22 protein-coding genes, 1 tRNA gene, 2 rRNA genes and 2 pseudogenes (1 of these 27 only partly in view) are annotated in these 25,376 nt (G+C 58.4%); 5 read left to right on the top strand and 22 right to left on the bottom strand.

Features of this window, described 5'->3' with window-relative positions; all coding sequences use genetic code 11:
• Nucleotides 1-15: 15 nt before the first annotated feature.
• The 19 genes and pseudogenes from BD293_RS00210 to BD293_RS00120 form a co-directional block, all read right to left on the bottom strand.
• Nucleotides 16-240, bottom strand: coding sequence for an NYN domain-containing protein (locus BD293_RS00210; protein WP_246086164.1), 225 nt, complete (start codon nt 238-240; stop codon nt 16-18).
• A gap of 286 nt (nt 241-526) precedes the next feature.
• Nucleotides 527-2,218 carry a hypothetical protein gene (locus BD293_RS00205; RefSeq protein WP_142079288.1) on the bottom strand — a complete coding sequence of 564 codons (1,692 nt, stop codon included), beginning with the start codon at nt 2,216-2,218 and terminating at the stop codon, nt 527-529.
• A gap of 927 nt (nt 2,219-3,145) precedes the next feature.
• On the bottom strand, nt 3,146-3,865 hold the full coding sequence (locus BD293_RS00200; RefSeq protein ID WP_142079287.1) for a hypothetical protein: 720 nt from the start codon (nt 3,863-3,865) through the stop codon (nt 3,146-3,148).
• A gap of 487 nt (nt 3,866-4,352) precedes the next feature.
• Nucleotides 4,353-4,583: pseudogene (locus BD293_RS23505) on the bottom strand (PAAR domain-containing protein); the annotation flags it as partial.
• Nucleotides 4,584-4,610: 27 nt separating this feature from the next.
• Nucleotides 4,611-5,237, bottom strand: coding sequence for a hypothetical protein (locus BD293_RS00190; protein WP_142079286.1), 627 nt, complete (start codon nt 5,235-5,237; stop codon nt 4,611-4,613).
• 13 nt (nt 5,238-5,250) lie between these two features.
• Entirely contained in the window at nt 5,251-5,541 is a 291-nt protein-coding gene (locus tag BD293_RS00185; protein WP_142079285.1) for a PAAR domain-containing protein, read from the bottom strand.
• Nucleotides 5,541-6,824 carry a hypothetical protein gene (locus BD293_RS00180; protein WP_142079284.1) on the bottom strand — a complete coding sequence of 428 codons (1,284 nt, stop codon included), beginning with the start codon at nt 6,822-6,824 and terminating at the stop codon, nt 5,541-5,543. Before BD293_RS00180 ends, BD293_RS00185 begins: the two co-directional genes overlap by 1 nt.
• A 37-nt stretch (nt 6,825-6,861) precedes the next feature.
• A complete protein-coding gene (locus BD293_RS00175) occupies nt 6,862-8,148 on the bottom strand; it encodes a hypothetical protein (RefSeq protein ID WP_142079283.1) in 1,287 nt (428 codons plus the stop codon).
• Nucleotides 8,126-8,539, bottom strand: a complete 414-nt coding sequence (locus BD293_RS00170; protein WP_142079282.1) for a hypothetical protein — start codon at nt 8,537-8,539, stop codon at nt 8,126-8,128. The genes BD293_RS00175 and BD293_RS00170 overlap by 23 nt, the downstream gene beginning before the upstream one ends.
• A gap of 195 nt (nt 8,540-8,734) precedes the next feature.
• Nucleotides 8,735-9,517, bottom strand: a complete 783-nt coding sequence (gene istB / locus BD293_RS23500) for an IS21-like element helper ATPase IstB (RefSeq protein ID WP_246086342.1) — start codon at nt 9,515-9,517, stop codon at nt 8,735-8,737.
• A 474-nt stretch (nt 9,518-9,991) separates the two neighbouring features.
• Nucleotides 9,992-11,014 (bottom strand): annotated as a pseudogene (gene istA, locus BD293_RS23495) (IS21 family transposase); the annotation flags it as partial.
• 213 nt (nt 11,015-11,227) lie between these two features.
• Nucleotides 11,228-11,683 carry a hypothetical protein gene (locus BD293_RS00155; protein ID WP_142079280.1) on the bottom strand — a complete coding sequence of 152 codons (456 nt, stop codon included), beginning with the start codon at nt 11,681-11,683 and terminating at the stop codon, nt 11,228-11,230.
• Nucleotides 11,683-13,779, bottom strand: a complete 2,097-nt coding sequence (locus tag BD293_RS00150) for a type VI secretion system Vgr family protein (protein ID WP_142079279.1) — start codon at nt 13,777-13,779, stop codon at nt 11,683-11,685. Before BD293_RS00150 ends, BD293_RS00155 begins: the two co-directional genes overlap by 1 nt.
• A gap of 10 nt (nt 13,780-13,789) precedes the next feature.
• Entirely contained in the window at nt 13,790-14,227 is a 438-nt protein-coding gene (locus BD293_RS00145) for a hypothetical protein (RefSeq protein WP_142079278.1), read from the bottom strand.
• A gap of 128 nt (nt 14,228-14,355) precedes the next feature.
• Complete coding sequence (locus BD293_RS00140; protein WP_142079277.1) at nt 14,356-15,207, bottom strand: hypothetical protein; 852 nt, start codon at nt 15,205-15,207, stop codon at nt 14,356-14,358.
• Nucleotides 15,204-15,584: a hypothetical protein gene (locus BD293_RS00135; RefSeq protein ID WP_142079276.1), complete on the bottom strand. Its 381-nt coding sequence runs from the start codon at nt 15,582-15,584 to the stop codon at nt 15,204-15,206. Before BD293_RS00135 ends, BD293_RS00140 begins: the two co-directional genes overlap by 4 nt.
• Nucleotides 15,581-15,853 carry a hypothetical protein gene (locus tag BD293_RS00130; RefSeq protein ID WP_142079275.1) on the bottom strand — a complete coding sequence of 91 codons (273 nt, stop codon included), beginning with the start codon at nt 15,851-15,853 and terminating at the stop codon, nt 15,581-15,583. The genes BD293_RS00135 and BD293_RS00130 overlap by 4 nt, the downstream gene beginning before the upstream one ends.
• Before the next feature lie 219 nt (nt 15,854-16,072).
• Nucleotides 16,073-16,588, bottom strand: a complete 516-nt coding sequence (locus BD293_RS00125) for an Hcp family type VI secretion system effector (RefSeq protein ID WP_142079274.1) — start codon at nt 16,586-16,588, stop codon at nt 16,073-16,075.
• A gap of 894 nt (nt 16,589-17,482) precedes the next feature.
• Nucleotides 17,483-17,701, bottom strand: a complete 219-nt coding sequence (locus BD293_RS00120) for a hypothetical protein (RefSeq protein WP_142079273.1) — start codon at nt 17,699-17,701, stop codon at nt 17,483-17,485.
• Nucleotides 17,702-17,788: 87 nt separating this feature from the next.
• Here BD293_RS00120 and BD293_RS00115 point away from each other — a divergent pair, with 87 nt between their 5' ends.
• The 5 genes from BD293_RS00115 (at nt 17,789) to BD293_RS00100 (ending at nt 23,478) form a co-directional block, all read left to right on the top strand.
• The gene (locus BD293_RS00115) at nt 17,789-18,325 is read left to right on the top strand and encodes a hypothetical protein (protein WP_142079272.1); all 537 of its coding nucleotides are present in this window, start codon (nt 17,789-17,791) and stop codon (nt 18,323-18,325) included.
• Between the two features lie 75 nt (nt 18,326-18,400).
• Entirely contained in the window at nt 18,401-18,949 is a 549-nt protein-coding gene (locus BD293_RS00110; protein WP_142079271.1) for a PDDEXK-like family protein, read from the top strand.
• 110 nt (nt 18,950-19,059) lie between these two features.
• Nucleotides 19,060-21,147 (top strand): AAA family ATPase, encoded by a 2,088-nt coding sequence (locus BD293_RS00105; RefSeq protein ID WP_142079270.1) that lies wholly within the window; start codon nt 19,060-19,062, stop codon nt 21,145-21,147.
• Between the two features lie 434 nt (nt 21,148-21,581).
• Entirely contained in the window at nt 21,582-21,758 is a 177-nt protein-coding gene (locus BD293_RS22570; RefSeq protein ID WP_170207015.1) for a hypothetical protein, read from the top strand.
• Complete coding sequence (locus BD293_RS00100) at nt 21,739-23,478, top strand: recombinase family protein (RefSeq protein ID WP_342781411.1); 1,740 nt, start codon at nt 21,739-21,741, stop codon at nt 23,476-23,478. Before BD293_RS22570 ends, BD293_RS00100 begins: the two co-directional genes overlap by 20 nt.
• Here BD293_RS00100 and BD293_RS00095 read toward each other — a convergent pair.
• From BD293_RS00095 to BD293_RS00085, 3 genes are all read right to left on the bottom strand, one after another.
• A tRNA-Met gene (locus tag BD293_RS00095) sits at nt 23,435-23,511 on the bottom strand. The genes BD293_RS00100 and BD293_RS00095 overlap by 44 nt on opposite strands.
• 48 nt (nt 23,512-23,559) lie before the next feature.
• Nucleotides 23,560-23,674: ribosomal RNA gene (gene rrf / locus BD293_RS00090) — 5S ribosomal RNA — on the bottom strand.
• 106 nt (nt 23,675-23,780) lie between these two features.
• Nucleotides 23,781-25,376: ribosomal RNA gene (locus BD293_RS00085) — 23S ribosomal RNA — on the bottom strand; it runs 1,286 nt beyond the window's last position.

The raw sequence follows: 25,376 nt of genomic DNA, 5'->3' as shown, positions 1-25,376 counted from the left end.
TTCGCCCGAAAGATGTCAACAAACAGAACTGGAGCGCGGCCCTGCTGGCCGATTGAGGGCGGCATGAGCGCGGATGCATTTTCGGAGATGGTGATTCTGGCGCAGCGCGAGTTGTGCCACCGATGCAACCCCGATCACCTTTGCACCGAGTTCACGCAACCACACTGCAAGATGAGTGAAATCACCGTCGGAAGACGCGATGATGAAGCGCATTGCCCCTTTCGCATGCACAAGGTCCATCGCATCGATGGCCAGCAGGATATCTGATGCATTCTTGCCCGACCCGGAACCTCCGGGGAAATCAGCCCGGCATGACGGGTCAGCAGGATCAGTTTCGCGCCCAGACTGTCTCCCACCTCCAGCGCGGCCTCTACGCGTTGATCAGCGCACCCAGCCTCCGCGGGACTGTTGCGGTCAGCAAATTATCATACCCGAGAATGCAATAGGCCAGCAGCTGCGCCGCATCCATAAAGTGCGTCCCCCTGTGCGGTCTGTGCGCCAAAATCAGCTTTATTAAGACGAATACTCACATCTCCGGCCCCTCTTCCTCCGGTTTCGGCTCCGGCTTCGATGTCGAGATCGCCTTATGAGTCTCGCGCAGGATGGCTTTCCCCTCCTCGGCGAGGTCTGCTGACAATCCCGCACGGCGCAGCCATGAGGTCATCTTTTCGATCAAAGGCTGAAGCACCTGCAGCAGGCGGTCGGCTGCGACCCATTTGCCCTGCACCTCGGCCTCTTTCTCGGCGAGCGCAGTCTTTGCCCGCGCGAGTTCCGCACGCTGATCGGCAATATCCGCACGCGCGACCGAGCGTTCCTGCGCAATTTCCGCCATGGCCTCGGCCCGCTCTGCAAGGGTAGATCGTGCCAAAGCAGCAGTATCCCGCTGGATCGAATTGATCGAACCAAGAAAGGAATGCGCAGCGGCCACAGCGGGGGCGATCTCCGGATGTGCAGCCCGGAGGGGCGCGGCCATCCGCTCCAAATCGTCAGCGTCATCTTCCCGCAAAGTACGCGCCTTAACACCCTCGCTCAGCGCGACCAGCCCATCCCGGACAGCATCCACACGCGCGACCGCCTCGGTAGCCCTCGCCTCATGCGCTTCAGCCGTGCGCGCGGCATCTTTCGCCCTACGCTCTTCCGCAATGCGCGCAGCTTCAGCATCGGCCTGCGCCCCCCGCGCAGCCGCCGCGCGCGCCTCGGCCTGCGCATTCTCCCGATGCAACACTTGGGCCCGCGCCTCCATCTCCCGGATCCGGGCTGCTTCTTCGGAGCGGCGTTGCTCCAGTTCAGCGGTTTTCTCAGCCAGGCTTTTGATGCGAACGCACCGGAATGCCTCTGCGAGGTGCCCGCGCTTGAGCGCAATGTTCGCCTCAACCAAGATCTGATCGGCCTGTTCTTTCCGTGCCTGCGCCTCTTTGATCGCGCGTTTACGTGATTTCTTCACCGTCGCTTTCGCGGTCAGCCTGGCATCGGCCCGGAGCTGCGCAGCCTCGGCCCGGGTTTTCTCCCGGATTCGATCACGATCCGCCAGTGCCTTGACGCGCTGCGTCTCACGCCATTTCGAAGGCGTCACATGCATACGAGGCGATGGCGCCTCCAGTCCTGCAGCTCTGGCCTCGCGGGCCGCGGCGGCGCGGCGCTCTCCGCGATGGATGCCCAGATCCAGAAAGGCCTCGCCAGCCACGTCCTGGGCATGCTCATACCGCTCGATCAACGGGTTGACCGAGGGCTGAAGCAGGACCTGGCGCCCCCTGTTCTGGCTGAATTTCTCGATCCAGGCCGCCACGACAAAATGAACATGAAACGATTCTTCATCAACGTCCGTTTCCACCTCAAGCAGTTGATCGCCCGGAAAGTTCTTACGCAAGAATTCAAGGACACGATCCATGAACTCTGCTACGCGCTCCGGGTCCCACTCTTCAATCCCTGTCCCGCCGAACCAGTCCTTGTTCACTGTCAGGATTCCCTCGCGGAGAGGGCCTTTCTTCGTGAACTTCCAGGGATCAACCAACCCGCGCAGCTTGACGCGCTCAACCTCCGCCCAGCGCCGCTTTCCTTCCCGAGCTTCTATTTCGTTTCGCAGGTTCTCTCCGGCGACCGTCTCGACTGTCTGAAGGAAGTCATCGATCCACCCCTCTTCTCCAACCCAGCGGTAGTTCAGGCCAGTCAGATCGTGCCGGATATGGCTGAGATCCCCACCCTTGCGCTTCCGGTGCATTTCGCGGCGCTTCAGGTCGCGCGGGAAAAGCTGCGCGAAACGCAGAACGATCGGCGCGGAGTCGAGGCGTGCGACAGGTTCAGGGTTGTCAAAGCGTTGATGGACAGACATGGTTGAATTCCCGAGATAATCTTGTTCAAATGAGATTGTCTTCGGTCTTCAAGAAAAAACGCAGCACAAATATGTCCGGAGTGTCAGGGAGCCTACTCACTATTGTTTTTGCAGCCCCGGGAACCCCGGCGCCGCAAAAACTTCGTTCGCAAGGGGGATACCCCCTTGACCCCTTCTCGCGATCATTTTGGCCATGCGGCCTGCAATAATCGCTGCGACCAGCGGCGCGCTGGACCCTTCACACCCCTGATCTTAAATTGATTTTCCCTGTATTTTTCCGATGATCTGATATCTGCGTGATGCTCCTGGCATACGCAGGCGCGATCCGGTTCCGGAAACATTCCCTCATTAACCCCATAAACTGCCCCCATGTTCACATCCCGCCCTCACCTGATCATGTGTGGCGGCGATCCCGTAAATCTGGCACCCCCCCCTCGTCCACTTGACGCCTGCTCAGTGCGCGAATTTGATACCAGCGGGCGTCAGGCGTAGGATCTGATCCGGACGAGCCATGATCCGAGGGTTTCACATGTTGAGCCGGTTCACCCGATCGAGGGCCTTTGATGCCGCACAACGGATGTCCGGCGTGCATCCGCGTCTCGTGCCAGAGATCCATTGAGGTCGACCGGATCGAAACTGACAGTCCCTGATCGGCAAAATCTGGAGCGGTCGCTGTCCGACCTGCCATTTGCACGCGGCGCATTTCAGGCCCAATCTCGCCTTGCATAGCCAGCCTAAATATTTGCCTCACCTGAGTGCGCGCAGATACCCTGCGCTGTCGACAGATCCTGAGCGACTGACGCAGCCCCTTGTCAATTATTGGTTTGCACGCTCTGCAGAGTTGGACTGTTGTGCAAGATGGCGGATCTCTGCCACGGCAGCAGCAAGATATATTACAGCGAGCGGCGTGAGCACTTCTGGGCTGAGTCCCATTGACAGTACATGGCAGCGATCCCTGATGGCCTCTGAGACTTCAAAAGGGACAGCTTGTAGCAAAACGACCGGCACATTTCGCACTTCCGCATTCCGACATTCTGCGTCGAAATCATAGCCAGCCGGAAACTCTGACAGTGCAAGGATCAAGGCGGCATCGCCCTCATTGAACCGCTGAGGTGTAACGCGAAACTTCGTCCGGGGAGCAATGATCTGTGGCTTGAGGGGCTGGGTTTTATCCGCAGGCTTTGGAAATGCAATCAAGAACAAATCCTTGACGGCCTGATCCATGGCTGGTGGAGCATACACGTACAAATCATCACCGGTCCGGATCAGATCTGCCGCGCGCCTGACCTCGTCCGGAGCCAATCGGCCCGGAACAAAAAGTGACGCGGCCGTGCGATATTCGATGGAATTATGATACCCCAGCATGCGCATCACACGCGTGACACTGGGTTGGCTGGTCCCGGTTGCATCAGCAATATCATCAAGAGACAATATTGCGAGCCGATGAACATTTCCCAGCATATATTCTTTTATCCGGGCTTGCGTCTCTGTCGCCGGCTCAAAGCCTTTCAGTGCTGCATGCAAGTCGCGTGGCATTTATTCACCCTCGAATTCCGTGGCAATTATTCAGCGACAGATATGAAGGCTGTGGCAAATATTCAACCTTGAAATTGCGCGAATATCGCCGCGCTTCCTCGCTTGCCGAACGCAAGTGACAAAAGCATGGTGTTGGCTTGAGAGAGAGAGCATCAACTGAATGAATAATTGGAATCAGGAAGCGGGCCATCGACGTTGGGGGGGGGCGGACACAGCGGCCTGTGAATTTACGGTATTGCGCATGCAGCATAATCACGAGAGCTGCCAGTCGCCATGCCGTCCTCGAGCGGCGGCTGTTGGCAGGAAGCGGGGTTTGCAAAGTTGCGCGCCATGGTCGTGGTTCTCGACGTGCCCGGCCCTTTGCTGACGGTCGGGATGACCACAGCGCCGCGGTGCAGCTTTTCCCGAACCGGTCACTCGTGCATTGCGCAGCATCGTAGCAGCCGCGCAACTGAGCCCGGCGCAGAGGTCTTGTCCCCGCTTGGCATCACGCCGGAACCTCGCCGGTATCTGAGCCGCTGGTGATTGTGCCGCCGCAGCTGGTTTTGCACCCAACATATGCGACGGGTTTGCCGACAAGCTCGGCCACTGATGATCCCTCGGTGATTAGCGCGCCGCAGGCGCAGGCGTCGCCGAGGCGGGCAATCGCGCGGCCATCGACCTCGCCTGATCCTCCTTCGGTGATCGTGTTCTTTCCATGCCTGGGGCAGTCATGAACATCTCCAACGCGGGGCGATTGCGGGCATTACGCGGCCTCCCATATGTCGAACTCCGTGCCCTTTACCGTCGCAGTCCAGATCACGATCAGCTGGTCTTCATCAGGGCTTCGGACGGGTTTTTGCAACATGCGTGACTTGAAGAAAGCTGCGAGCTGGGGTTGGGGAACTGACTGGAGGGTCTCAAGTGACATGTCGAAGTCCAGCGGCTCGGGGGAATGGGCAATCATGACGCAGAGCGCAAAGGCATTGGGTTGCGCGGCCTCTACCAGCGCCGAGAGGCTGCGGGTCTGGGGCAAAAGCGTCGGGTTGAGGAGGCGTGCAGGGCGTTCATACTCGGGCAGAGGCTTGAGCGAGAACCCCGATGCGAGCCATGCGTCGAGGACCTGCGGCAATGTGGCGCCTTGGCACCAGGAGAGGGCAACCGCACCGTAGGAGGTCCAGCCAGCTGCGGTGCAGAGAGCGGACCAACCTGCGCCAGGATAGGCTGCAAGGGCACGCAATACACTTAAATCCGTCCCATCAATCAGCGTACGGTTCTGGGCTGCACTGGCCAAACCGTATGGATTCACCGGCCAGGCTTTCGCATTCGCATGCAATCCCTGCCAAATATCAACGACCGTCAATCCATCGCCCAAATCGGTGACACCGGCCATTGGATTACATAAGTTATCCTCCGGCATAGACATTTCCTGAAGCTGCTGCCATCGCACCGCCGCAATCTACAGAATCGCCCAATCTGGCAACGGGGCGACCATTGACAAACACAGTTGCGGACCCACCTGCCACACTGCGGGGATGTGGGGGGCATTTGCCACACCCGTGCGCAGCGACCGCATCCCCCTGCCGCAAGGCTGGGATGTCGTTGATATAGACATTCGGGCTTGCAGATACTGCCGATGTTGGCGGAAAGCAACCATGTCCGGATGCACTATCGCCCTTGCGTGAAATGGCGGGCATCAATCTGTCCTCTGTGGTGGCGCGGCGAACGGGTTGTGTTGCTCCGCCAGTGGTGGGCGCGGGCCAGTTCTTCGGCTGACCTGGTTGCGATCAGCAATGCTGAGCAAGTTGGCAACCTCACAACTTGCGAACAGCTCGCTCAGATAATAGCCACTTTCCGGCGTGAGGGATAAGGGGGGGCGGCAGCGTCGGATGCCAATTGTATACAATACAACACCTGTGCATCGCCCCCGCGCAAGCGATACGGTTTCCTCGGGGTGGAAAGATCGGCGAGGGCGCGGTTCAACATCGGAACACATTTCAAGCGCGCCATGCATCCGGTGCGCCCCCGGAATATCCTCAAATGCCTCCGGTGGTATCTGCCCCAGCAGCTCCCTCGCGACATCTATATCCATCTCGTAATTCAACAAGCCGCAGATATAATCGGCTGTTTCAGAGAGCTGTGTCTTATCCATCACCTGCATGAGTGGTATACATTGACCACTCAACGCCATCGCATCTTGCAACGCCTCTGGCGGTGTGGGTTGCGTACGCAGCCAGGACCAAAAGCTGTCATCGTAATGCCATGCAGACCATGCCTGAAACGCTATTCTTACCTCTTCCGGCGCGACATGTTCGAACCATTCATCCGGTGGTGGCGCTTCGCCACGGTCCAGAAGCAGGTATGGCCGTCCACGCGTCACATGCCCATTCAAGAAAAACAAATGCGCGTAAATATCTGCCCGCAACAGCGTTGAAAAAGGTTCCTCCGGCAGTTCCGGCAGCTCGGCAATCACAAGGTCCCGCTGGGTCACCAGGCAGCTTCTTTCATCCTCGTGTTGATACGTCGGATTGATCGCCTGCATGAATATCTGGCAGATGCTGCGTTGATCGGACAGCCCGTCTGCGTCGCGACCCCAAAGACTGCCCCCCCCAAATCTGGAGTGATAGCTGTAATAGATCGCCCGCTTCTTGTTCTCTGGCTGTGCCGCATAATCCGCAAAACGCTGTGCGATCTGATCTGCATAGATGGTGCGCAACCGAAATGCGCGTGGGATTTCAACATCATGCATTTCGCGCGCGCGCACGGGCGAGACCAGGTTGGATGCAAGGTAAAACAGGTCATCCGGGTCAGTCGGATCCCCGCGTTCCAGCGCATCAAAAAACAGGGTCACGTTCTCCTCGAAGCTCAGGTCCAGATCAAGCCGCAAAGGCGTATCCGCATGCGCCGAAGGCACAGCCCACAGGCATGTCGAGAGTGCAAGGCCTCTGAGCAGGTGATCAATTTTCAATCGTGTCAACATCGCTATGACCTACAGCCCTTGCGTGAAATGCCGGGAATCAATCTGTCCTCTGTGGTGGCGTGGCGAACGGGTTGTGTTGCTCCGCCAGTGGTGGGCGCGGGCCAGTTCTTCGGCTGACCTGGTTGCGATCAGCAATGCTGAGCAAGTTGGCAACACGGCAACTTGCGAACAGCTCGCTCAGATAATAGCCACTTTCCGGCGTGAGGGATAAGGGGGGGCGGCAGCGACGGCTGCTTTCAAGTGTATGCAATACAACACCTGTGCATCGCCCCCGCGCAAGCGATACGGTTTCCTCGGGTTGGAAAGATCGGCGAGGGCGCGGTTCAACATCAGAACACATTGCAAGCGCGCCATGCATCAGTTGCGCCCCCGGAATATCCTCAAATGCCTCCGGTGGTATTTGCCCCAGCAGCTCCGTCGCGACATCCATATCCATCTCGTAATTCAACAAGCCGCAGATATAATCGGCTGTTTCAGAGAGCTGTGTCTTATCCATCACCTGCATGAGTGAGATACACAGGTCGCTCAACGCCATCGCATCTTGCAAAGCCTCTGGCGGTATGGGTTGCGTACGTAGCCAAGACCAGAAGCTGTCGTCGTAATGCCATGCGCGCCAGACGTCGAACGCGGTTTTGACACGTTCCGGCGCGACGTTTTCGAACCATTCGTCAGGTGGCGGCTCGCTGCCACGGTCATACGTATATATCCGGCCGGTGAAACGGGCGTGGTCATTTAAAAAAAATAAATAGGCATGAATATCTGCCCGCAACAGCGTTGAAAAAGGTTCCTCCGGCAGCTCCGGCAGCTCGGCAATCACAAGGTCCCGCTGGGTCACCAGGCAGCTTCTTTCATCCTCGTGTTGATACGTCGGATTGATCGCCTGCATGAATATCTGGCAGATGCTGCGTTGATCGGACAGCCCGTCTGCGTCGCGATCCCAAAGACTGCCCCCCCCAAATCTGGAGTGATAGCTGTAATAGATCGCCCGCTTCTTGTTCTCTGGCTCTGCAGCATAATCCGCAAAACGCTGTGCGATCTGATCTGCATAGATGGTGCGCAACCGAAATGCGCGTGGGATTTCAACATCATGCATTTCGCGCGCGCGCACGGGCGAGACCAGGTTGGATGCAAGGTAAAACAGGTCATCCGGGTCAGTCGGATCCCCGCGTTCCAGCGCATCAAAGAACAGGTTCACGTTCTCCTCGAAGCTCAGGTCCAGATCAAGCCGCAAAGGCGTATCCGCATGCGCCGAAGGTGCAGCCCACAGGCATGTCGAGAGTGCAAGGCCTCTGAGCAGGTGATCAATTTTCAATCGTGTCAACATCGCGTTGCAACCTTTTTAAATAATCCAGCATCTGTTGGGCCTCGGCAAGATCAGCTTCAAGGCGCGGGATGGTCGATTCCTCAATCCTCCTGCGTGCTCTATGATCACGCTCCGTGGCGAGCATGCTATAGATCCTGCGCACAGGGTTGGAGCCCTGTTGGCCGGCTTGCCTGTCTGTGATCTGCTGTGGCAGGTCGTAATTCATCCTTCGCATCTCTGCGATGATCTGCGCTTCGATCGCCGCAATCCCGGCTTCATAGGCAGCGATCGACTCTGCGATCGGCCCTCTGGGGATCAGCGCCGGATTGGACAATATCGCCATGTCTTCAACACTTGCCCCCCAGTTCTTGATGGCCTGCCCTTCCGCGTAGAGATTGGCAAAAACATCCACTGCATCTGGTGGCACATCGCCCGCAGCGCGTGCAAAATCGACCAAGAACCACCGCACATGATTGGAGTACACGTAGGCATATTCCACATGTTTCTTTAGTTCGGCATCATCTGTAGCGCGTCAACCACCTTGTCCGGTGCCGACAACCACCTTGGCCGGTTATAGCGGCCGCCGGGGTTGTGTTTTTTACTGTCTTTAGGTCAGGTTTTTTCCTTCTTCTTGGTTGTCGTTTTTGGTTGTCGCTGAGGCTTCGTTTTGCATTTTCATGTTGGCCGCAGCGCTTCTTTGGCGAAAGCTTTGCGCATTCATCTCAAGAATGCTGGCATGGTGGACAAGTCGGTCGATGGCCGCGACGGTCATGGCTTTGTCGGGAAAGATTTGATCCCATCCACTGAACGGCTGATTGGCCGCGATGGCGATGCTGCGATATTCGTATCGCCGGGCAATCAGTTCGAAGAGCACCCCGGTTTCGGCCTGATCCTTGTGGGCATAGGTAATGTCATCAAGGATGATCAGGTCAAATTTGTCGAGCTTGGCCAAAGCTGCTTCGAGCACCAGATCCCGACGTGCGGCTTGCAGTCTTTGGACAAGATCGCTGGTCCGGGTATAGAAGACCCTATGGCCTGCTTCGATCAGGGCATGGCCAATGGCACAGAGAATGTGGGTCTTGCCCGTGCCGGAGTTGCCAATGGCGATCAGGTTTGCGCCGCCGTCCAACCAATCTCCCGCAGCCAGAGCTTCGACCCGGGCGCGTGGTAAGGTAGGCAGAGCTTTGAAATCGAAGGTTGCCAAAGTCTTTCCAGCTGGGAGCTGGGATTCATTCAGATGACGGCGCATGCGGCGCATGTCCCGCTCGGCGAGTTCGTATTCGGCCAGCACGGCCAGGAAGCGCGCAGCCGGCCAGCCTTCGGTATCGGCTCGTGTGGCGATTTCCTGCCATAGCTTGTGGAAGCTGGGTAAGCGCAGGGCGCTCAGCATGCTGGGCAGCGTGTGGATGTCGATCTCCCGGGAGGTCATGCGCGTACCTCCAGCAGCGCATCGAAGCTGTCCAGCGACGGATGAGAAACCACAACATCCTTTGGCAGCGTGTTTAGGGGTGAGCTGTGTCGCGAGCGTCTTTGGGTCCGGTATCAAACCAGAGCCGAGATCGTCAGCAAGAAGACGTGCCAATTCCGCTTCGCAGGCTTGATCGTGGGCAATAAAGAGCAGAGCGACCATGCGGCGGCAGGCGTCGCGTCGCGGCAGGCTGTGCTGTAGCACTTCCCAGGCCTGCGCGTATTCGGTGCGGGGGAAGAGGCTATCGCGGTAGATCGAGCTCCAAAGAGCCTGTGGTTTGCGCTTCAAGGCATGGATAACGTGGTGGTAATTGATGACATGGACACGATGGCCATCGTTACGGCCTCGGCCACGGGGATGCGTTGCGACAAGGGTGCTGCCCAAGAATGCGTCGAGGCGGTCATCATATAGATGGATGCGCAAACGCTGCCCGATGAGCTGTGACGGCGCGCTGTAAAAGATGCTTTTGACCCTGAAGCCGCCCATTCTTGTGACCGGCACGATAACTTCCGTATAGTCTGTGGTGCGCCGCGGCGGCAAAGGTTTAAGATGCAGCTGTTCTACCTCAACCGCTTCCATACGCTGTCGATTGCGCCGCGCCACCAGCATATCAATGAAACGACGATACTCGGCCACAGATGCAAAATCACGGCTGCCGCGCAGGATCAGTGCCTGTGCGATGGCCTTCTTCAAGTGACGGTTCTGCGATTCCACGGCGCCATTCTCATGGGCTTCACCACGGTTGTTGCGACTGGCATCCATACCATAATGACCGACGAACGCTTCATAGCGCTTGGTAATATCCTCACACTCGTCACGCGTCAGATTTCGAAATGCGGCTGAAAGACTATCCGTACGATGGTTTTGTGGAACACCCCCCAAGGCCCACAACGCCTGCTGGAGGTTCTCGGCCAAGGCCGTAAAACTCTCCCCGCCCAAGACAACACCAACATGTTCCCAGCGGCTATAGACCATTGCGAAATGATAAAGCAGGTGCGGGAATGGTGCGCCTGCAATGGTCACTTCCAGCTCGGCTGCATGGGTGAAGTCGGACTGTGCCATATAGCCTGGCTCTGGTGTCTGGCGAAAAATGATGTCGCGCTCCGGGCCTTTAAGCGCGCGCCACTGCCGGACCCTTCGCTCCAGGGTTCGGCGGATGCGATCATCTGGAAAAGCCAAAGGATGTAGACCCTGGAGGTGACGCAACAACGTCACGGCCTGCAGGGCATTGTCGTTCTCCAGAACAGGAAGGATGTCATTCTCCCAATACCCTTCAAGAGGATCGGATACTGTACGCCCGTGAACAATCTTGCGCTGTGAAGGGGGCGTTGGATCTGCATCAAATCGCCGAGCGGTTCTTTCGCTGAACCCGGCACGGGCGGCTGATGTGCATTGGCTGTGATTTTTGAGGTCGGTCATGTATAATCTCAATTGCTGGTCGGTGATGGATTGATAGGCCAACCGGGGTCCTCCGTTGGAACGTAGAGGCTTCCGGCTTATCAACCCGCAGCGACCAGCACCTAACCCAAAATCATCTTGGCCGGTGGCGCTGACCTCCAGGCGGGCAAGCCCGCCCTCCGATCAGCGCCACCGGCCAAGATGGTTGTCGCTACCGGCCAAGGTGGTTGTCGCTCAACAATCATCCTGGTAAACACTCTCAATCACCCGCAACAGACCTTGCTGTGTTCTGTATGTGATATGCATATGGACGAATTGGAAGGCCGCCTGGTTTCCTAGATCCTCGCCAATTCCAAGCTTCCCCCAGGCGCGCCCAAAACTGCGAACTGCGCGTTCGAATCTGGGGCGCGAAAAACCTCGATATTGTCGCGCCACATCTTCACCAACATCCTCATAGGTCTCGATGAAGTATTCCCATTCCGGACTATCCTTCTCAGTCAACCTGCTCACGCCATCGGCGATTTGTTCGACCGCCGTGCCCAGATTCTCCGCCACGCTGTCAGAGGCCTGCTCGTTATAATACCACGCCCCCGAAGTGACCAGTTCACCGCGCGTGAATTTGGCAATCTCCAGTCCCATCTGGTTGAACTCTGCCAGCACCAGTTCCTTGAAATCATCCGCGTCTGCCATCAGTTCAACCTTATCTCGCCTGCTTTGGCGTCTATCTTGTCTTCCATATCGATCTTGAAAGATTTCCCCGACAAGATAACTCGCCCATCCTTATGCATCGTCAAAACCGATTTCCCCACCTTGATTGCCACCAGAGAATGAGCGGAAAGATCCAGCACTCTATTTGCGGTCACCGTCACATTGGTGCCCGCATTCAGGCTGATTTGTTGACCGGCGCTGATGTATTTATGCGAGCCCACAGTTTCCGATGACAACACGCCAACAGCCTCGGTCTTGCTTTTTTCCACGGTCAAGGCGTAGTTGCCCGTCCCTGGATTGATCACACCGGGCAGTCCAAGGGCACTCGCAACTTTGCCAATGCCTTCCGTCAGGGTTTGCAGCCCGCGAGAGAACATTTGCCCAAGATTGGAAGGGCCGACAGATATGAAAACATTTCCACCGATACGTTCGATGTGATTGTCTCCGACCTCTATGACCTTTTCCGCACCTACACTCTGCACCCAGTTATTGTCGATGCGCTCGGTGTGGTTGTTACGGGTCTTCTCGTTCCTGTCCTTCTGCGCATGCAGGAACACTTCCTCCCGCCCGGCCTCATCCTCAAACCGCAGCTCGTTGAACCCTGTCCCCTTGTGGGTGTCGGACTTGATGGTCATGCGGGTCTTGTGTTCGGGCAGTTTGTAAGGAGGGCGGTTGCGGGCGTTGTAGGTACGTCCGGTGATGATGGGTTGGTCGGCATCCCCGTCGAAGAAATCCACGATGACTTCCTGGCCAATGCGCGGGATGGCCATATGGCCCCAGCCGCCTCCGCCCCAGTTCTGGCTGACGCGGATCCAGCAGCTGGAGTGCTCGTCGGCAGGTGTGTGGCGATTCCATTCGAATTGGACCTTCACGCGGCCAAAATTGTCACAATAAATCTCTTCTCCGGGGGGGCCGGTGACCACGGCCATTTGCGGCCCGTCCACCACCGGTTTGCGCGGCACTGCGGGGCGATAGGGCAGATGTCCGGGCTGGGTGACGAAGCTGGCGGAATAGGTCGTGGGCGCGTCGCCTGCGTCTTCTTCCAGCGCGGCGGATTGCTGGCCCGAATGCGACACGGCCAGCAGCCGGTGGCGGCTATTGGCGCGCGGGTCAGTATGGGCGGCCAGCGTCATCTGGAAGGCTGCGTTCAAATGCAGGCAATTCGTCTCACCCGCGCCAGTGGTGGCATCGACCCGCTCAGCCTCGATCCTGTGGCGGGTGAAGCGGTTGCCCACGCTGGCGGGGTCTTTGTAGCGGCCCGGATAGGCGAAATGCTCGTAGCGCCCTTTCAGCCCGTCCAGCCGCTCGCCCACGGCCAGCGTGCCCATCCCGGCGGGGGGGTTGTGGAACGTGTAATCCTCCATCGCATAATGCGAGGCGCGCAGCCGCTCGGTCTGACTGAAGCGGCTGACCCAGACCCCGCGCGACTGCCCGCCGGGATTGGCATTATAGGCCAGCACCGGATCGGCGATCATCGGCATGGCCAGCGGCGCATCGGTCACGATCAGCTTATGGCCGTCGGGCGAATGGGCGAAGGCGTAGAAAATCCCTTCCTCGGCCAGAATGCGCTCCAGGAACGCGCGGTTGGTCTCGCCCGCCTGGGTCAGATATTCGCGCGGCAGATAGGTCTCAGCCAGCCGCCAATCCACATCCGTGACGCCCTGTTCGGACAGCAATTGCGCGGCCACTTCGGGCACGGTCATATCCTGCCAGATGCGCCAATCCGAGCCATGATCGAGCCGCGACAGGCTCGGGCGCAGCACCAGCGTATAAAAGGTGCGCCGGTACCCGCTATCGCCGCGCATGGCATCTGTGACAATCCCGTGGAAATGACGCGGGGTCTGGTATTTGCTATACAATCCCAGACAGGCCGGCGCATCCAGCAGGGCTGCCAGATCGATATCAGGGTCCAATGAGGCCAGATCCACAACGATCTCGAAGGGCGTGTTGATCGCCTCTTGCACCGAGAACCCCACAACCGTGAACCGCCCCGCCGCCGCTTCAAACCCGAAGGCCAGATCCTGATCCTGATCCAGAAACCGCTGCGCAAGGCTGGAAAGCTGCTCAAATAAGCTCATGAAATCTCCTCTATGCTGTCAATTTTAGCCGTCCGCGCCATCTGGGCTGACGAGTAATCAGGGGGCTCTGCAAAGGCCAGTGCCAGGCCGGAAGCGCCCGCACCTTCAGGCGCCATTTACGGTCCGCCGGAAATTGGAATTCCAACGCATGATCCTGTGTCACCGAGGCAGAAATTTTCGGCGGCGTCCCGGCGAGGGGCTGTGAAATGTCAATCTGCTCTTGCAGCCTGTTCTCACCAATCAATAACAGGCTCAGCTGCTCTTCGTGCAACACACCATGGGTGACGAAGGCCAGATATTCCTGCGCGTTGCCCAGCTGCCAAACTTGGTCGATGTAGCGTCCCGCTATGGGCAGATCGATGGCGGTCATCGTGCTGCGCAGGATCGCGGGCGTATCCTCATCCCCATCTGACTGATCCAGCCAGAAATTCGGCGTAACATCGCGCATCAAACCCCCACCACCACAAAGCTGCCCGCCGCCGCCTCAAACCCAAAGGCAAGGTCCTGATCCTGATCAAGAAACCGCTGTGCAAGGCCCGAAAGCTGCTCGAATAATCCCATTATATACCCTCTACCTTAAAACTGGATCGCGCTGCCTGCAGACAGGCGCAGGAAATCCACGCCTTCGGGCGCGGGCGTGATTGTCTGAAACACGGCGGGCAAGCGGCGCGCCTGACCGGCACAATCATCACGACACATCAAAGCGGTTGTGTCATCGACTGCAGTGGCCTGAAGCTGCGGCTTGAAACTGTAGTTCTTATGGCTGCCAACTGCGCCTTGTCGGCGCCAGATATCTTCAGCCGTCGCCTGGCCGACCGGATGGCAGGCTGCTATGGCTTCTGACTTCGACAGGATCCCCAAGCCTATATAGAAGCCGATCAGATTGGACACGAGATCTTCCTGGGAATAGCCGCTATCAGTCATCCAGCGCGGCGGAATGCTGCTTTGAAATCTCTCGAAACGGTGCGAGACATCCATGAAGATCGACAATGCCACAGCGCGGGCGCGCGTCTGGGTCAAGCCATGTTTGATCAGAAAAATGCCCTCGCGGCCTGGACGGCCCGGGTAGCCCGCATGATCCTGACGGTAGCGGACCCGAAACCCGGTCGACCCATCGGCAAAGCGCAGATAGGGGTCATCTGCGCATCGCGCCAGCCGCGCACGCAGAATGCTGCCCGCCACACCGTACATCACCCTGTCACCCAATGTCGGGTCGCAAGCATTGCGCATGACTGCCGGTCCTTGGGCGTTCATCGCACGCCATAGATTTGCAGCCCCGATTTCAGGGCGGGTGCTGAAGGGGTTCAGATGGCCCAGATCAACCCAGCCACAATTGCATGTGTAGATCAGCCCGTAATTCACCCCATCCCAGGTTCGGCGCTGATTGTATTGGTTCCATGCACGCGCGATGTCAGCGAATTCACTCATCTCAACCTCGCGTCAAATACCAGGTCGATCTGGCTTGGCACGCAATTGGCTTGCGTATCTTCCGACCAATAATGAACATCATCAGCGCGGCTTTGAGCCTGAAGCGCGGCAAGATCAGGTTCGGATGACAATGGCAGATGCAGGGAAATCCGCGTGCCACATATGCCGCCGCATTCCAGAAAGGCGCGGCTGTAGCGCATTGGTCCGCACTGCCCGTCAATCTGCAGATGTCGGATGTTTCGGGTGATGCCAAAGACAACGCGCGGATCATGTGCTGAAACAGACGAGAATTCCATCGGCACCAGCCGGACAAAAGCCCAAAGGAGCCCAGCACTCGCAACCCCGAAAGCGCATAGCACAAGTACAAGACGCTTCATTTGCGCCTCGCAGACGGGCCCTTGCGCAACGGGTTTGAGAAGCGAGCGTAGATGCGGGTTACGTATTTAAGGATATCTTCGGGCAGCCAGTATCGGGCGGGGCGGGCGTTGCGTTTGGTGGCGGCTACGGCAAGGGTCTCGGGGCGGGCGGCTTCAACGGGGCTTAACGCCTCGGGCTCGATCAGAGAGAACACCCCCTCACGCGCGACCACCGGATCAGGCTTGCGCCGCTCGGGGCTGCGGTCATCTGTGATCTCGAGTTTGAACATGGCGCGCTTCCAAATGCAGACGGGCCCGCAATATCCCATCTGGCAGGGATTGGGGCCGGTTTAAGTAAGATAATCCTTCAGCCCTGCCTGAAATACGGACAGGGCTGAAGGGGTACCCAGCCGCCCGTGTAATCGGGCGGCACTCGTTACAGACACTTTTGTGCCCCCGAGGCCGCGCAGTTGGGCTGCATGCCCGCGCGTGGCCCCGGGGCTAATGGATCAGGCCTGGATCGGATTGCGCCAGTCATCAGAGCCGGATGTGCCCGCGACCACATGATCCCACATGATCTTGCGGTAGGTCATCTTGACCTGCACAAGCTGGGTGTAATCCTTGGAGGTCATGTCCTTGCAATGTGGCATGTCGCAATTGATATCGACGATCAAAGCCTCTTCCAGCGCGGTGGTGAAGAAATGCACCTGCTCGGATGCCTGGGTGCGGTACCATTTCAGCTCGACCTTGGTGAGCAATTCGCCGGTGACCAGCGCGTTGTACAAAAGCGGCACCGATTTGTTCAGCGTGCAAGTAAAGGTAAAGGGCTGGTGGATGCGGGTGCCCGTGGGTGAGCCCGACTGCGGGTCGCGCGGTGTGATCACCGCATGTGAGAACGCCTGCACCATGATCTCGTCTTCATGGCCTGCTTGCCATTCATTGGTGATGGAATCAAATGTGGTCGCCCCTTGGGTGATCAGGCCCTGGGTTTCGCCTTCAATGGTCAGATACGCCGGCATTGGCATGGGAAGTCTCCTTATAAACACGCTACATCAGTCGCATCGCGGGTTTGGATGCACGCTGAGCCAAAACGGTCCGCCAGAAGTTTGAGCAAAATCAACAAAAATCTTCAAAAAAATGCACATCCTGTAAGCGGCTGTAATAAAACGATATTGCCGAACTTTCGACCGCTTGGTCGGGCGAAAATCCGCCCGATTTTGACCCCTCCGGGCGGATTTCCGCCCGCAGGTATTATGCTACCCCAAAAAACAGCCCAAAAAGGCGGTAGTTTAGCCATTGAACTATAGGGGGAATAGCACGAACACCGCTAGGTGATTCGAATCACCCCGAAAACCACCGATCATCACCCTGACTTGCAGCCTGCGCGCATAGCAACTGTCGCATCACGACGACCGAACATCCGCCTCGGTGTCCACATCACTCCAATCGATCGACACTTACAGCTTTGACACCCAACCGCGTGCCCGGCGCTGCAGGCCAGTGCCGCCACGACCGGCCGCTTTCATCAGATGCTGCAAGCGCAATGCCGCACTGCCGTCAGTCCGCTTTCCGCCCTGCACGTCGATCACCCGACACATGCTGCACCCTGCCAGAGGGTCTGCAATGAGGCCGGCTGCGATAATACGCGGCGCCGGAACTGAATGGCCGCTTCGGGGAACACTGGGCGGCAGTTGTCCGGAACCGTTGCTCTCTACCTTTTCCGGAATAGCGATTTTCCGGAATGGTAGGTCTTCGTGCAGCAAGCCAACAACAGGCGCAGACATTATTCCGGAAAATTGCGCGCAAACAGGTATACTGATCGTCCGGAACTTTGAGTGCTGCAGGTTCAACAAGAACTGGAACCCTCTACAGCGACCTACCATTTTCTTACCATCAAAATGGGCCTTTGCAGTAGACCGTTATTTTGGGTTCTTTTCCAGATAGCCTTTTGCTTCCAACCAATCTGTTAAGATCATTTCCGCCATAGAGGCGACTGATCTACGATCGTCATTAGCAGCAGACTCAAGGGCTGACTTGAGCGAAGGAGTTACCCGTAATCCTAGCGGCGTGGAGCGAAGTTCGCGTTTTTCTGACATTGTTAGCATTTTTCTCTTGACGTGAGCACTGTCGATACCCATACTTACATCTGCTAACAAATGCAACAGGGCCTGACGGTGCAGCAACACCAATCAGGCCCCTAACCTCAGAACCTGTTTGGAGGTCCTATGGCTGATACTGCGATTAACATGCAGACGAATGATGCGAAAGCGTTCAACACTCCTGTTCTTTCTCTCACCATGATTGCCTTCCATCGATTGTTGGTAGTCTTTGCGAAATTCACCGCAGCAGAGACGCGGCTTGAGAAGCCCGGCGTTGATGTCTGCAGTGCCGCGTTCGGCGATGACATCCGGCATGCGGGTGCCGTGCGCGATGCGCTGATCGAGACTGCGTATGATGTGATTGCGGCCCCTGCGTCTGGGGAAGAAGACCGCGGATTGCACCGGATTGCAGGACTTCTGGTGGCGTTGTTTCAAAAGGACAGCAGCGCGGAACGGGGATTGCTGCATGCGCAGACGCGGCAGCATCGGGATGTCTTTGACATTCCGGGCACTGGCCTTCTGGCCCGCCAGGCGCGCAGGCTGCAGATTGCATTCTTTCACCAGTTTGATGCGCTTGCACGGATGCGGGAGTTTGGGGGGCCTGGTTTTGCAGCTGCACCAGATGCGCCCATGGCAGAGGTTCCGGATCTGATCCCGGCCTGAGCCGGTTTTCATCCAGAACATATGCCGGGGTACCTGCCCCGGCACCTCTCATCTTCACATCTGGAGGGTAATGTCATGCCCCATCAAATGAGCCTGGCCCTTGGCCTCGCGGCTCCGGAACCGTCTGCTTTTCCACTGGATCGCGGCCCCGCAAGCCTGATGGAATATCCGCATCTGCATGCCGATACGATTTGCACCCATGCGAAAGAACTGGGGCTTGCTGCTGAATTGCTTGTCGACAGCACGCTCGCCCGGCTGGGTATCCGTTATGCGAGCTTTGGGGAGCATTCGGCCTATGACCGTGTCATCTGGACCGCAGACCGCTGCCTGCGGATGCAGATCAAGGCCCGGCACCGCGCAACCGGACCCGCCTATGTCTTCGACATCAAGAAGGGCTACCAGCGCGGCCCGACGGGAACAAAGCCCTATCAGCCCGGCGAGTTTGATATTCTTGCCCTCGTCGCCTTGCCAGAGAATGCTGTCCGCTTCACGGCAGAATGGCGCCCCTCGCATAAGATCAGCCTGTGCGAGATACCGCGCCTGCGCGCGCGGCCAGCCGAAACTCTGATCGAAGCGCTTGAGCATCTTGGCCTTTGCGACCCGCTGATACCGTCTCAAGCCTGACGCACTCTTTCGTCCCCCCCTTCCCACACAATCACCTGCCGCCCCTGCCCTGTCCTGCGCCCGCGCAGGCGGCAGCGGATGCGTGCTGTTTCACGATAAGGACCCGACATATGAGCGACGTTACCCCCAACCAGAATCTCCCCGGCCTTGTGCTGGCAAGACAGGTTCTCACCGCGCATCGCGAGGACGCTGAAGATCTGGATTTCCTCAAACAAGAGCTGGACCTTGAACAGGGCCCGCTGACGGGCGATGCGGCCCTCATCACACCCGGCCAGGCGCTTGATGCGCTGATGATCCTGCGCTTTTTCAAGGGGCATGCACAGGCGGGCGCACCGCCGCTTGCGCCCGCGCGGGGGAGCATCACGCGGATCATCACACCGCAGCCGGACGAGAGCAAGCGGCTCAAAACGCTGCTCAAGACCCGGATGCGCGATATGCTCGCGATGGGCGAGACCGGCCCACAAAACCCTGACCCTGAGGATATCGAACTGATCCGGCATGCAGGGGCAGAGGCCAGCCGCGCAGACACGGCGCGCTGCATCGAGGTGATCGAGACAGCCATGCTGGCCGGAGATCCGGTTATCGTGATCCTGTCCGGCACGGACCCGCTGGGTGAGGCGCTGCGGGGACTGGTCGGGGCCACGCTGAGGCTCGCCCCGCCCGATGCACAGATGCTGGCCGCCATCCTCGGCATTCTGCACAAGTCGGAGATTGATCCTGCCACGCTGCCGCGGTCCGGGATCGAAGACCTGCGCGCGCTGCAACTGGCGCAGGTCCTGGCTGCAAGGACTGCAGACGACGCTGTCGCGCTGCTGGATCGGATCTGCGCAGACAGAACAGGCGAAGCCCCTGTCACGCTTGACCATGTCCATGGCCAGAGCGAAGCCAAGGAGGCGTTCACGCAGCTGCAAGCCGATCTGGAGGATTGGCGCCATGGGCGTTTGCCATGGTTGGAGGTCACGTCCTCATTCTTGCTGTTTGGTCCCCCGGGGACCGGCAAGACGCATCTTGCCAGCGCACTGGCCGGGTCTGCACGCCTGCCGCTTGTGAAGACGAGCTATAGCGACTGCCAGAAGGCAGGACATCAAGGAGATATGCTGCGCGAATTGAACGCGGCCGCAGACCGCGCGATTTCGCAAACGCCTGCGGTGTTTTTCCTCGATGAGATCGACAGTTTCTTCAGCCGCAACAGACCGTCAAACGGCTATATTCTGGGTGTGGTCAATGGACTGTTGACGCTGCTTGACCGGCTGAATGCAACGCCAGGCGTGATCGTGATGGGCGCGACAAACTATCCGCAGAGCGTCGACCCGGCAATCCTGCGCTCGGGGCGGCTTGACCGCCATATTCCTGTCGGACCGCTGGACCGCGCAGGCGTGCGCGCAGCACTTCTGGCGGGCCTGCCCGAGGGCTTGCTGCCCGATCCCGACCTTTGCCTGCTCGCAGATCAGCTGGCAGGGCATGTCGGCGCGGATCTCGCGAGCCTGCTCCGGGACGCCCGGACACAGGCACGGCGCGCGGGGACTGGCCTCGCGGCGCAGCATGTCAAAACCGCCGCGGACCGGCTTTCCCCGCGCCCCGAACCCGATCTGCAACGCAGGATCGCAATTCATGAAGCGGGTCATATGCTCGCGGGGCATATCTTCGGCCTGCCGGTGCCACGTCGCGCGCAGCTCAACGCGCGCAATGGTTTCATCGCAACACCGGATTTCGACATCCTCACACACGCGCGCATCTGTGCCCAAATCCGCACCGATCTGGGGGGCTATGTCGCAGAGCAGCTGGTTTTTGGTGCGGCCTGCTCCGGCAGCGGCGGGGATGTCGAGAGTGATCTCGCGCGCGCCACATTCCGCGCGCAACAGGCCGAGCTGAGTTACGGGTTTGGAGAGACGCTGAGCTGGCAGCCTTCCAACACTGAAATGGCCCGCCTGTCCGCCCGCCAGCGCGCACGCATCGAGCAGCAGCTGCAACAGGCCCTGCAGGAGACACAGCAAGCCCTGCTCACACATCGCGCGGATCTGGAACGGATTGCAGATCTTCTGATCCGTGAGCGCGAGCTTGACCGCGGCCGGATCGCAGAGTTGCTGCGCGAGGTGCCGGTAGCGGAACCATCCAGCGACCCGCGCAAGGCTCCGGGGCGAAACGGTCACAGGCTTTCTGGCGGCAGTGCAACACATGACTGCAACGGGCCGGAATAGCCGCAACAAGCGCCCGGTTCCGGAGGCCGGCTCGGACCGGGACCGGGCGCGTTTGTCAAGATGCGCGCGGTCGATCTTTGTGGAGAACTGCGCCGCGCGTGCGGTTTCATGTGGATAACCACCCCGGATGGTGCGCAAGAGGGCAAACACGGCTCCGGAATAAGTTTATGTATTTGTGGGAGTTTTCCACAAAGAAATGCACTGCCCCCCGAATTTGCGCATGATTTGAGTGCCGCAAACGGGTAAGTTGATGACATAGCCCGCCGACACCAGGGCCTCTCGCCAGCGTGTCGGCCCCATGTCAAAAACTCCGCCCGCCAGAGCACTCTCCGGCAGGCCAGCCGGAAGGTACCGCGTATGCGCGATCAGAGAAGTTATGCCGAACTGCACCCCCCATCGCCTGTTGCTCAGGCCCCCAAGCGCGGGGGGCGGGGATGAAGCGAAGCAAACACAAGAGCGCCCGCCAGCCAAAGGCCAAGAAAGAGGTTTTGCGTTTCCCCCGCAATCAAATACCATTGCCCCCGCACCCGGCCTTTATCGCACTGGTGCAAGTGCTGGCACGCGCCGAAGCGCGGGCCCGAATTCTGAGAGATGATTTCAATGAAGACTGACAGAACTCCTCCACCCGGCCTGCGCGCCGTCATCTATGCGCGCTATTCAACAGAAAATCAGTCTAAAGCTTCAGTGCCTGACCAGATCCGGCTCTGCCGGAAGATCTGCGCAGAACAGGGCTGGACGGTTGCCGGGGTTTTCTCCGACGATGCGCAAAGCGGGTTTGACCATCTGCGGTCAGACTATCAGCGCATGCTGGCCTTTATTGAGGATGGCGGCTGCGATTTGATCGTCGCGGAAAGCTACGAGCGGCTGATCCGCGATGGAGAACACTCCGCCAGACTCTACAAGCGGATGACCTATCTCGAGATCCCGATCTTCGTGGCAAGGAACGGCCTGGTCAACGAAATGGTCGTCGGCATGTCCACAATGGTCTCGGAGATGACCCGCAAACTGATCACCGACAAGACCCATCGTGGCCTTGAGGGCCGCGTGCTTGCCGGCAAGTCTGCAGGCGGGATCAGCTACGGCTACCGGCTTGACCGGCAGTTGCGCCCGGATGGCACCTTCACAACCGGGGATCGCGTAATCGACCCGGACGAAGCCGCCATCATCCGCCGTATCTTTGACGAGTACGATCAGGGGCAATCAGCCCGGACCATCGCCATGGGCTTGAACAGGGACAGTATCCCTGCCCCGCGCGCGGGCGGCAAGGGAACGGGCACCTGGTCGTTTTCAACGATTTCGGGAAACTGGAAACGCGGGACAGGTATTCTCAACAACGAGCTGTATATCGGGCGGCTGGTCTGGAACCGGCAGCGCTTCGTCAAGGATCCCGACAGCAACAAACGCCAGGCGCGGCTCAATCCTCCGGAGGAGTGGGTCATCAAGGATGTGCCAGACCTGCGCATCATCGACGATGATCTTTGGAGCCGCGTCAAACGCCGCCAGGGGGCCATCCGCGACGAGATCGTGACCGCCCGCGATGCTGCATCTGATACTGGCGCCCCGCGGGCCGAGCGCGGCAAGCGCCCGAGCTATCTGTTTTCAGGGCTCTTGAGCTGCGGGTGCTGCGGGGCGAATTACATCATGATCAGTGCCACGCGCTATGGCTGTTCGGCCGCGCGCAACAAAGGCACCTGTGACAATCGCAAGACAATCGAGCGTAAAGATGTCGAGAGACGCATCCTCGCAGGGATCCGCCACAAGCTGATGCATCCGGATATGGTGCGCGCCTTCATCGCGGAATATCAACGCGCGCTGCGCGAGACCGACACGCGGGATGCACTCGCACGCAAAAACCACATGCGGCGCCTGGACGCCGTGGGCAAAGAGATCAACAATATGATGGATGCCATCGCAAAAGGCATGTTCCAGGAGAGCATGAAGGCGCGCATGGACGCGCTGGAGGCGGAGCGCAAGGAACTGGAAACCCGCATCAGCGCCCTGCCCGAGCCCACACCGGTGACGCTGCATCCCGGCCTTGCGGACATCTATGCACGCAAGGTGGCCGATCTGAGTACCGCGCTGGACCATGACGGCACCCGGGCCGAGGCGGCAGAGGTGCTACGCGGCTTGATCGAGAAGATCACGCTGCGCCCTGACGCGGATGCGGCAAATGGCCATGTGATAGAAATTTATGGGGAATTAGGTGCGATTGTGGCGCTGTGTAATAGCCGGGGCTTTACAAATGCCAACGCCCGCCTGGGGGGCGGGCGTGTTGGGCAAGTGACGATGGTTGCGGGGACAGGATTTGAACCTGTGACCTTCAGGTTATGAGCCTGACGAGCTACCTGGCTGCTCCACCCCGCGTTGGTTTTTTGTGTGTGTCGTTTTGAGAGGTTTTGTGTTTCTTGTCAGGTTTGGCGGTGAGCTACTCTCCCACGTCTTGAGACGCAGTACCATTGCCGCTGCGGCACTTAACTTCCGAGATCGGGACGGGATCGGGTGTTTTGCTCGCGCTATTGCCACCAAACCTGAGAAGAAACACATATCAGTGAGGTGGGTTTGTTTTTCCACCTGGCTATTTAGTCAATGCTTTTGGTTGCTTTGATTGTTGGTCAGTTTGGTTGTTACTGGATCAAATCAAGCCTATCGAGCCATTAGTACCGGTCAACTGAACGCATTGCTGCGCTTACATCTCCGGCCTATCGACGTGGTGGTCTACCACGGCTCTCAAGGGAGACCTTGTTTTGAGGGGGGCTTCCCGCTTAGATGCTTTCAGCGGTTATCCTGTCCGATCATAGCTACCCTGCACTGCGGCTGGCGCCACAACAGGTCCACCAGTGGATCGTTCACCCCGGTCCTCTCGTACTAGGGGCAACTCCTCTCAAGTCTCCAACACCCACGGCAGATAGGGACCGAACTGTCTCACGACGTTCTAAACCCAGCTCACGTACCTCTTTAAATGGCGAACAGCCATACCCTTGGGACCTACTCCAGCCCCAGGATGAGATGAGCCGACATCGAGGTGCCAAACGATGCCGTCGATATGGACTCTTGGGCATCATCAGCCTGTTATCCCCGGCGTACCTTTTATCCGTTGAGCGATGGCCCTTCCACTCGGGACCACCGGATCACTATGGCCGACTTTCGTCTCTGCTCGACTTGTCAGTCTTGCAGTCAGGCTGGCTTCTGCCATTGCACTCAACGAGCGATTTCCGACCGCTCTGAGCCAACCTTCGCACGCCTCCGTTACTGTTTAGGAGGCGACCGCCCCAGTCAAACTACCCGCCACACAGGGTCCCGGATCCGGATAACGGACCGCGGTTAGACATCAAGAGTGCGAAGGGTGGTATCTCAAGGATGGCTCCATGGGAACTGGCGTTCCCACTTCAAAGCCTACCACCTATCCTGCACATCGCAATCCTGATGCCAGTGTGAAGCTGTAGTAAAGGTGCACGGGGTCTTTCCGTCTAACCGCGGGAAGCCTGCATCTTGACAGGCAATTCAATTTCGCTGAGTCCATGTTTGAGACAGCGGGGAAGTCGTTACGCCATTCGTGCAGGTCGGAACTTACCCGACAAGGAATTTCGCTACCTTAGGACCGTTATAGTTACGGCCGCCGTTTACCGGGGCTTCAGTTCGGAGCTTGCACTCCTCCCTTTAACCTTCCGGCACCGGGCAGGCGTCAGACCCTATACGTCGTCTTGCGACTTCGCAGAGCCCTGTGTTTTTAATAAACAGTCGCCACCCCCTGGTCTGTGCCCCCCGCCAAGACTTGCGTCCTGACGGGGCCTCCTTCTCGCGAACTTACGGAGGTATTTTGCCGAGTTCCTTAAACATGGTTCTCTCAAGCGCCTTGGTATTCTCTACCAGTCCACCTGTGTCGGTTTCGGGTACGGTCTGATGTGGGGCTATTTCCGGGAACCTCTAAACGGCCCGCCCAATCCGATAAGGGCGAACAATCTTCGAGATCCGTCACTTCCCACTGGCCCTGGAATATTAACCAGGTTCCCATCGACTACGCCTTTCGGCCTCGCCTTAGGGGCCGGCTTACCCTGCTCAGATTAGCTTTAAGCAGGAACCCTTGGACTTTCGGCGACAGGGTCTCTCACCCTGTTTGTCGCTACTCATGTCAACATTCTCACTTCTGAACGCTCCACCGGTCCCTCACGGGCCGGCTTCACAGCAGACTTCTGATGCGTCCGTCACGCCCCAAAGGGCGTGCAAGACGC

Source organism: Roseinatronobacter monicus, assembly GCF_006716865.1.
Classification (GTDB): Bacteria; Pseudomonadota; Alphaproteobacteria; order Rhodobacterales; family Rhodobacteraceae; genus Roseinatronobacter; species Roseinatronobacter monicus.
The sequence above is the reverse complement of the archived record's forward strand: the minus strand, read 5'-3'. Positions and strand labels throughout refer to the sequence as shown.

What these genes read in the sequence shown, in the direction of transcription:
- BD293_RS00210 (WP_246086164.1), bottom strand. Translation starts at nt 240, where the DNA reads ATGGACCTTGTGCATGCGAAAGGGGCAATGCGCTTCATCATCGCGTCT.
- BD293_RS00205 (WP_142079288.1), bottom strand. Translation starts at nt 2,218, where the DNA reads ATGCACCGGAAGCGCAAGGGTGGGGATCTCAGCCATATCCGGCACGAT.
- BD293_RS00200 (WP_142079287.1), bottom strand. Translation starts at nt 3,865, where the DNA reads ATGCCACGCGACTTGCATGCAGCACTGAAAGGCTTTGAGCCGGCGACA.
- BD293_RS00190 (WP_142079286.1), bottom strand. Translation starts at nt 5,237, where the DNA reads ATGGCCGGTGTCACCGATTTGGGCGATGGATTGACGGTCGTTGATATT.
- BD293_RS00185 (WP_142079285.1), bottom strand. Translation starts at nt 5,541, where the DNA reads ATGCCCGCCATTTCACGCAAGGGCGATAGTGCATCCGGACATGGTTGC.
- BD293_RS00180 (WP_142079284.1), bottom strand. Translation starts at nt 6,824, where the DNA reads ATGTTGACACGATTGAAAATTGATCACCTGCTCAGAGGCCTTGCACTC.
- BD293_RS00175 (WP_142079283.1), bottom strand. Translation starts at nt 8,148, where the DNA reads ATGTTGACACGATTGAAAATTGATCACCTGCTCAGAGGCCTTGCACTC.
- istB (WP_246086342.1), bottom strand. Translation starts at nt 9,517, where the DNA reads ATGCTGAGCGCCCTGCGCTTACCCAGCTTCCACAAGCTATGGCAGGAA.
- BD293_RS00155 (WP_142079280.1), bottom strand. Translation starts at nt 11,683, where the DNA reads ATGGCAGACGCGGATGATTTCAAGGAACTGGTGCTGGCAGAGTTCAAC.
- BD293_RS00150 (WP_142079279.1), bottom strand. Translation starts at nt 13,779, where the DNA reads ATGAGCTTATTTGAGCAGCTTTCCAGCCTTGCGCAGCGGTTTCTGGAT.
- BD293_RS00145 (WP_142079278.1), bottom strand. Translation starts at nt 14,227, where the DNA reads ATGCGCGATGTTACGCCGAATTTCTGGCTGGATCAGTCAGATGGGGAT.
- BD293_RS00140 (WP_142079277.1), bottom strand. Translation starts at nt 15,207, where the DNA reads ATGAGTGAATTCGCTGACATCGCGCGTGCATGGAACCAATACAATCAG.
- BD293_RS00135 (WP_142079276.1), bottom strand. Translation starts at nt 15,584, where the DNA reads ATGAAGCGTCTTGTACTTGTGCTATGCGCTTTCGGGGTTGCGAGTGCT.
- BD293_RS00130 (WP_142079275.1), bottom strand. Translation starts at nt 15,853, where the DNA reads ATGTTCAAACTCGAGATCACAGATGACCGCAGCCCCGAGCGGCGCAAG.
- BD293_RS00125 (WP_142079274.1), bottom strand. Translation starts at nt 16,588, where the DNA reads ATGCCAATGCCGGCGTATCTGACCATTGAAGGCGAAACCCAGGGCCTG.
- BD293_RS00120 (WP_142079273.1), bottom strand. Translation starts at nt 17,701, where the DNA reads ATGGGTATCGACAGTGCTCACGTCAAGAGAAAAATGCTAACAATGTCA.
- BD293_RS00115 (WP_142079272.1), top strand. Translation starts at nt 17,789, where the DNA reads ATGGCTGATACTGCGATTAACATGCAGACGAATGATGCGAAAGCGTTC.
- BD293_RS00110 (WP_142079271.1), top strand. Translation starts at nt 18,401, where the DNA reads ATGCCCCATCAAATGAGCCTGGCCCTTGGCCTCGCGGCTCCGGAACCG.
- BD293_RS00105 (WP_142079270.1), top strand. Translation starts at nt 19,060, where the DNA reads ATGAGCGACGTTACCCCCAACCAGAATCTCCCCGGCCTTGTGCTGGCA.
- BD293_RS22570 (WP_170207015.1), top strand. Translation starts at nt 21,582, where the DNA reads ATGAAGCGAAGCAAACACAAGAGCGCCCGCCAGCCAAAGGCCAAGAAA.
- BD293_RS00100 (WP_342781411.1), top strand. Translation starts at nt 21,739, where the DNA reads ATGATTTCAATGAAGACTGACAGAACTCCTCCACCCGGCCTGCGCGCC.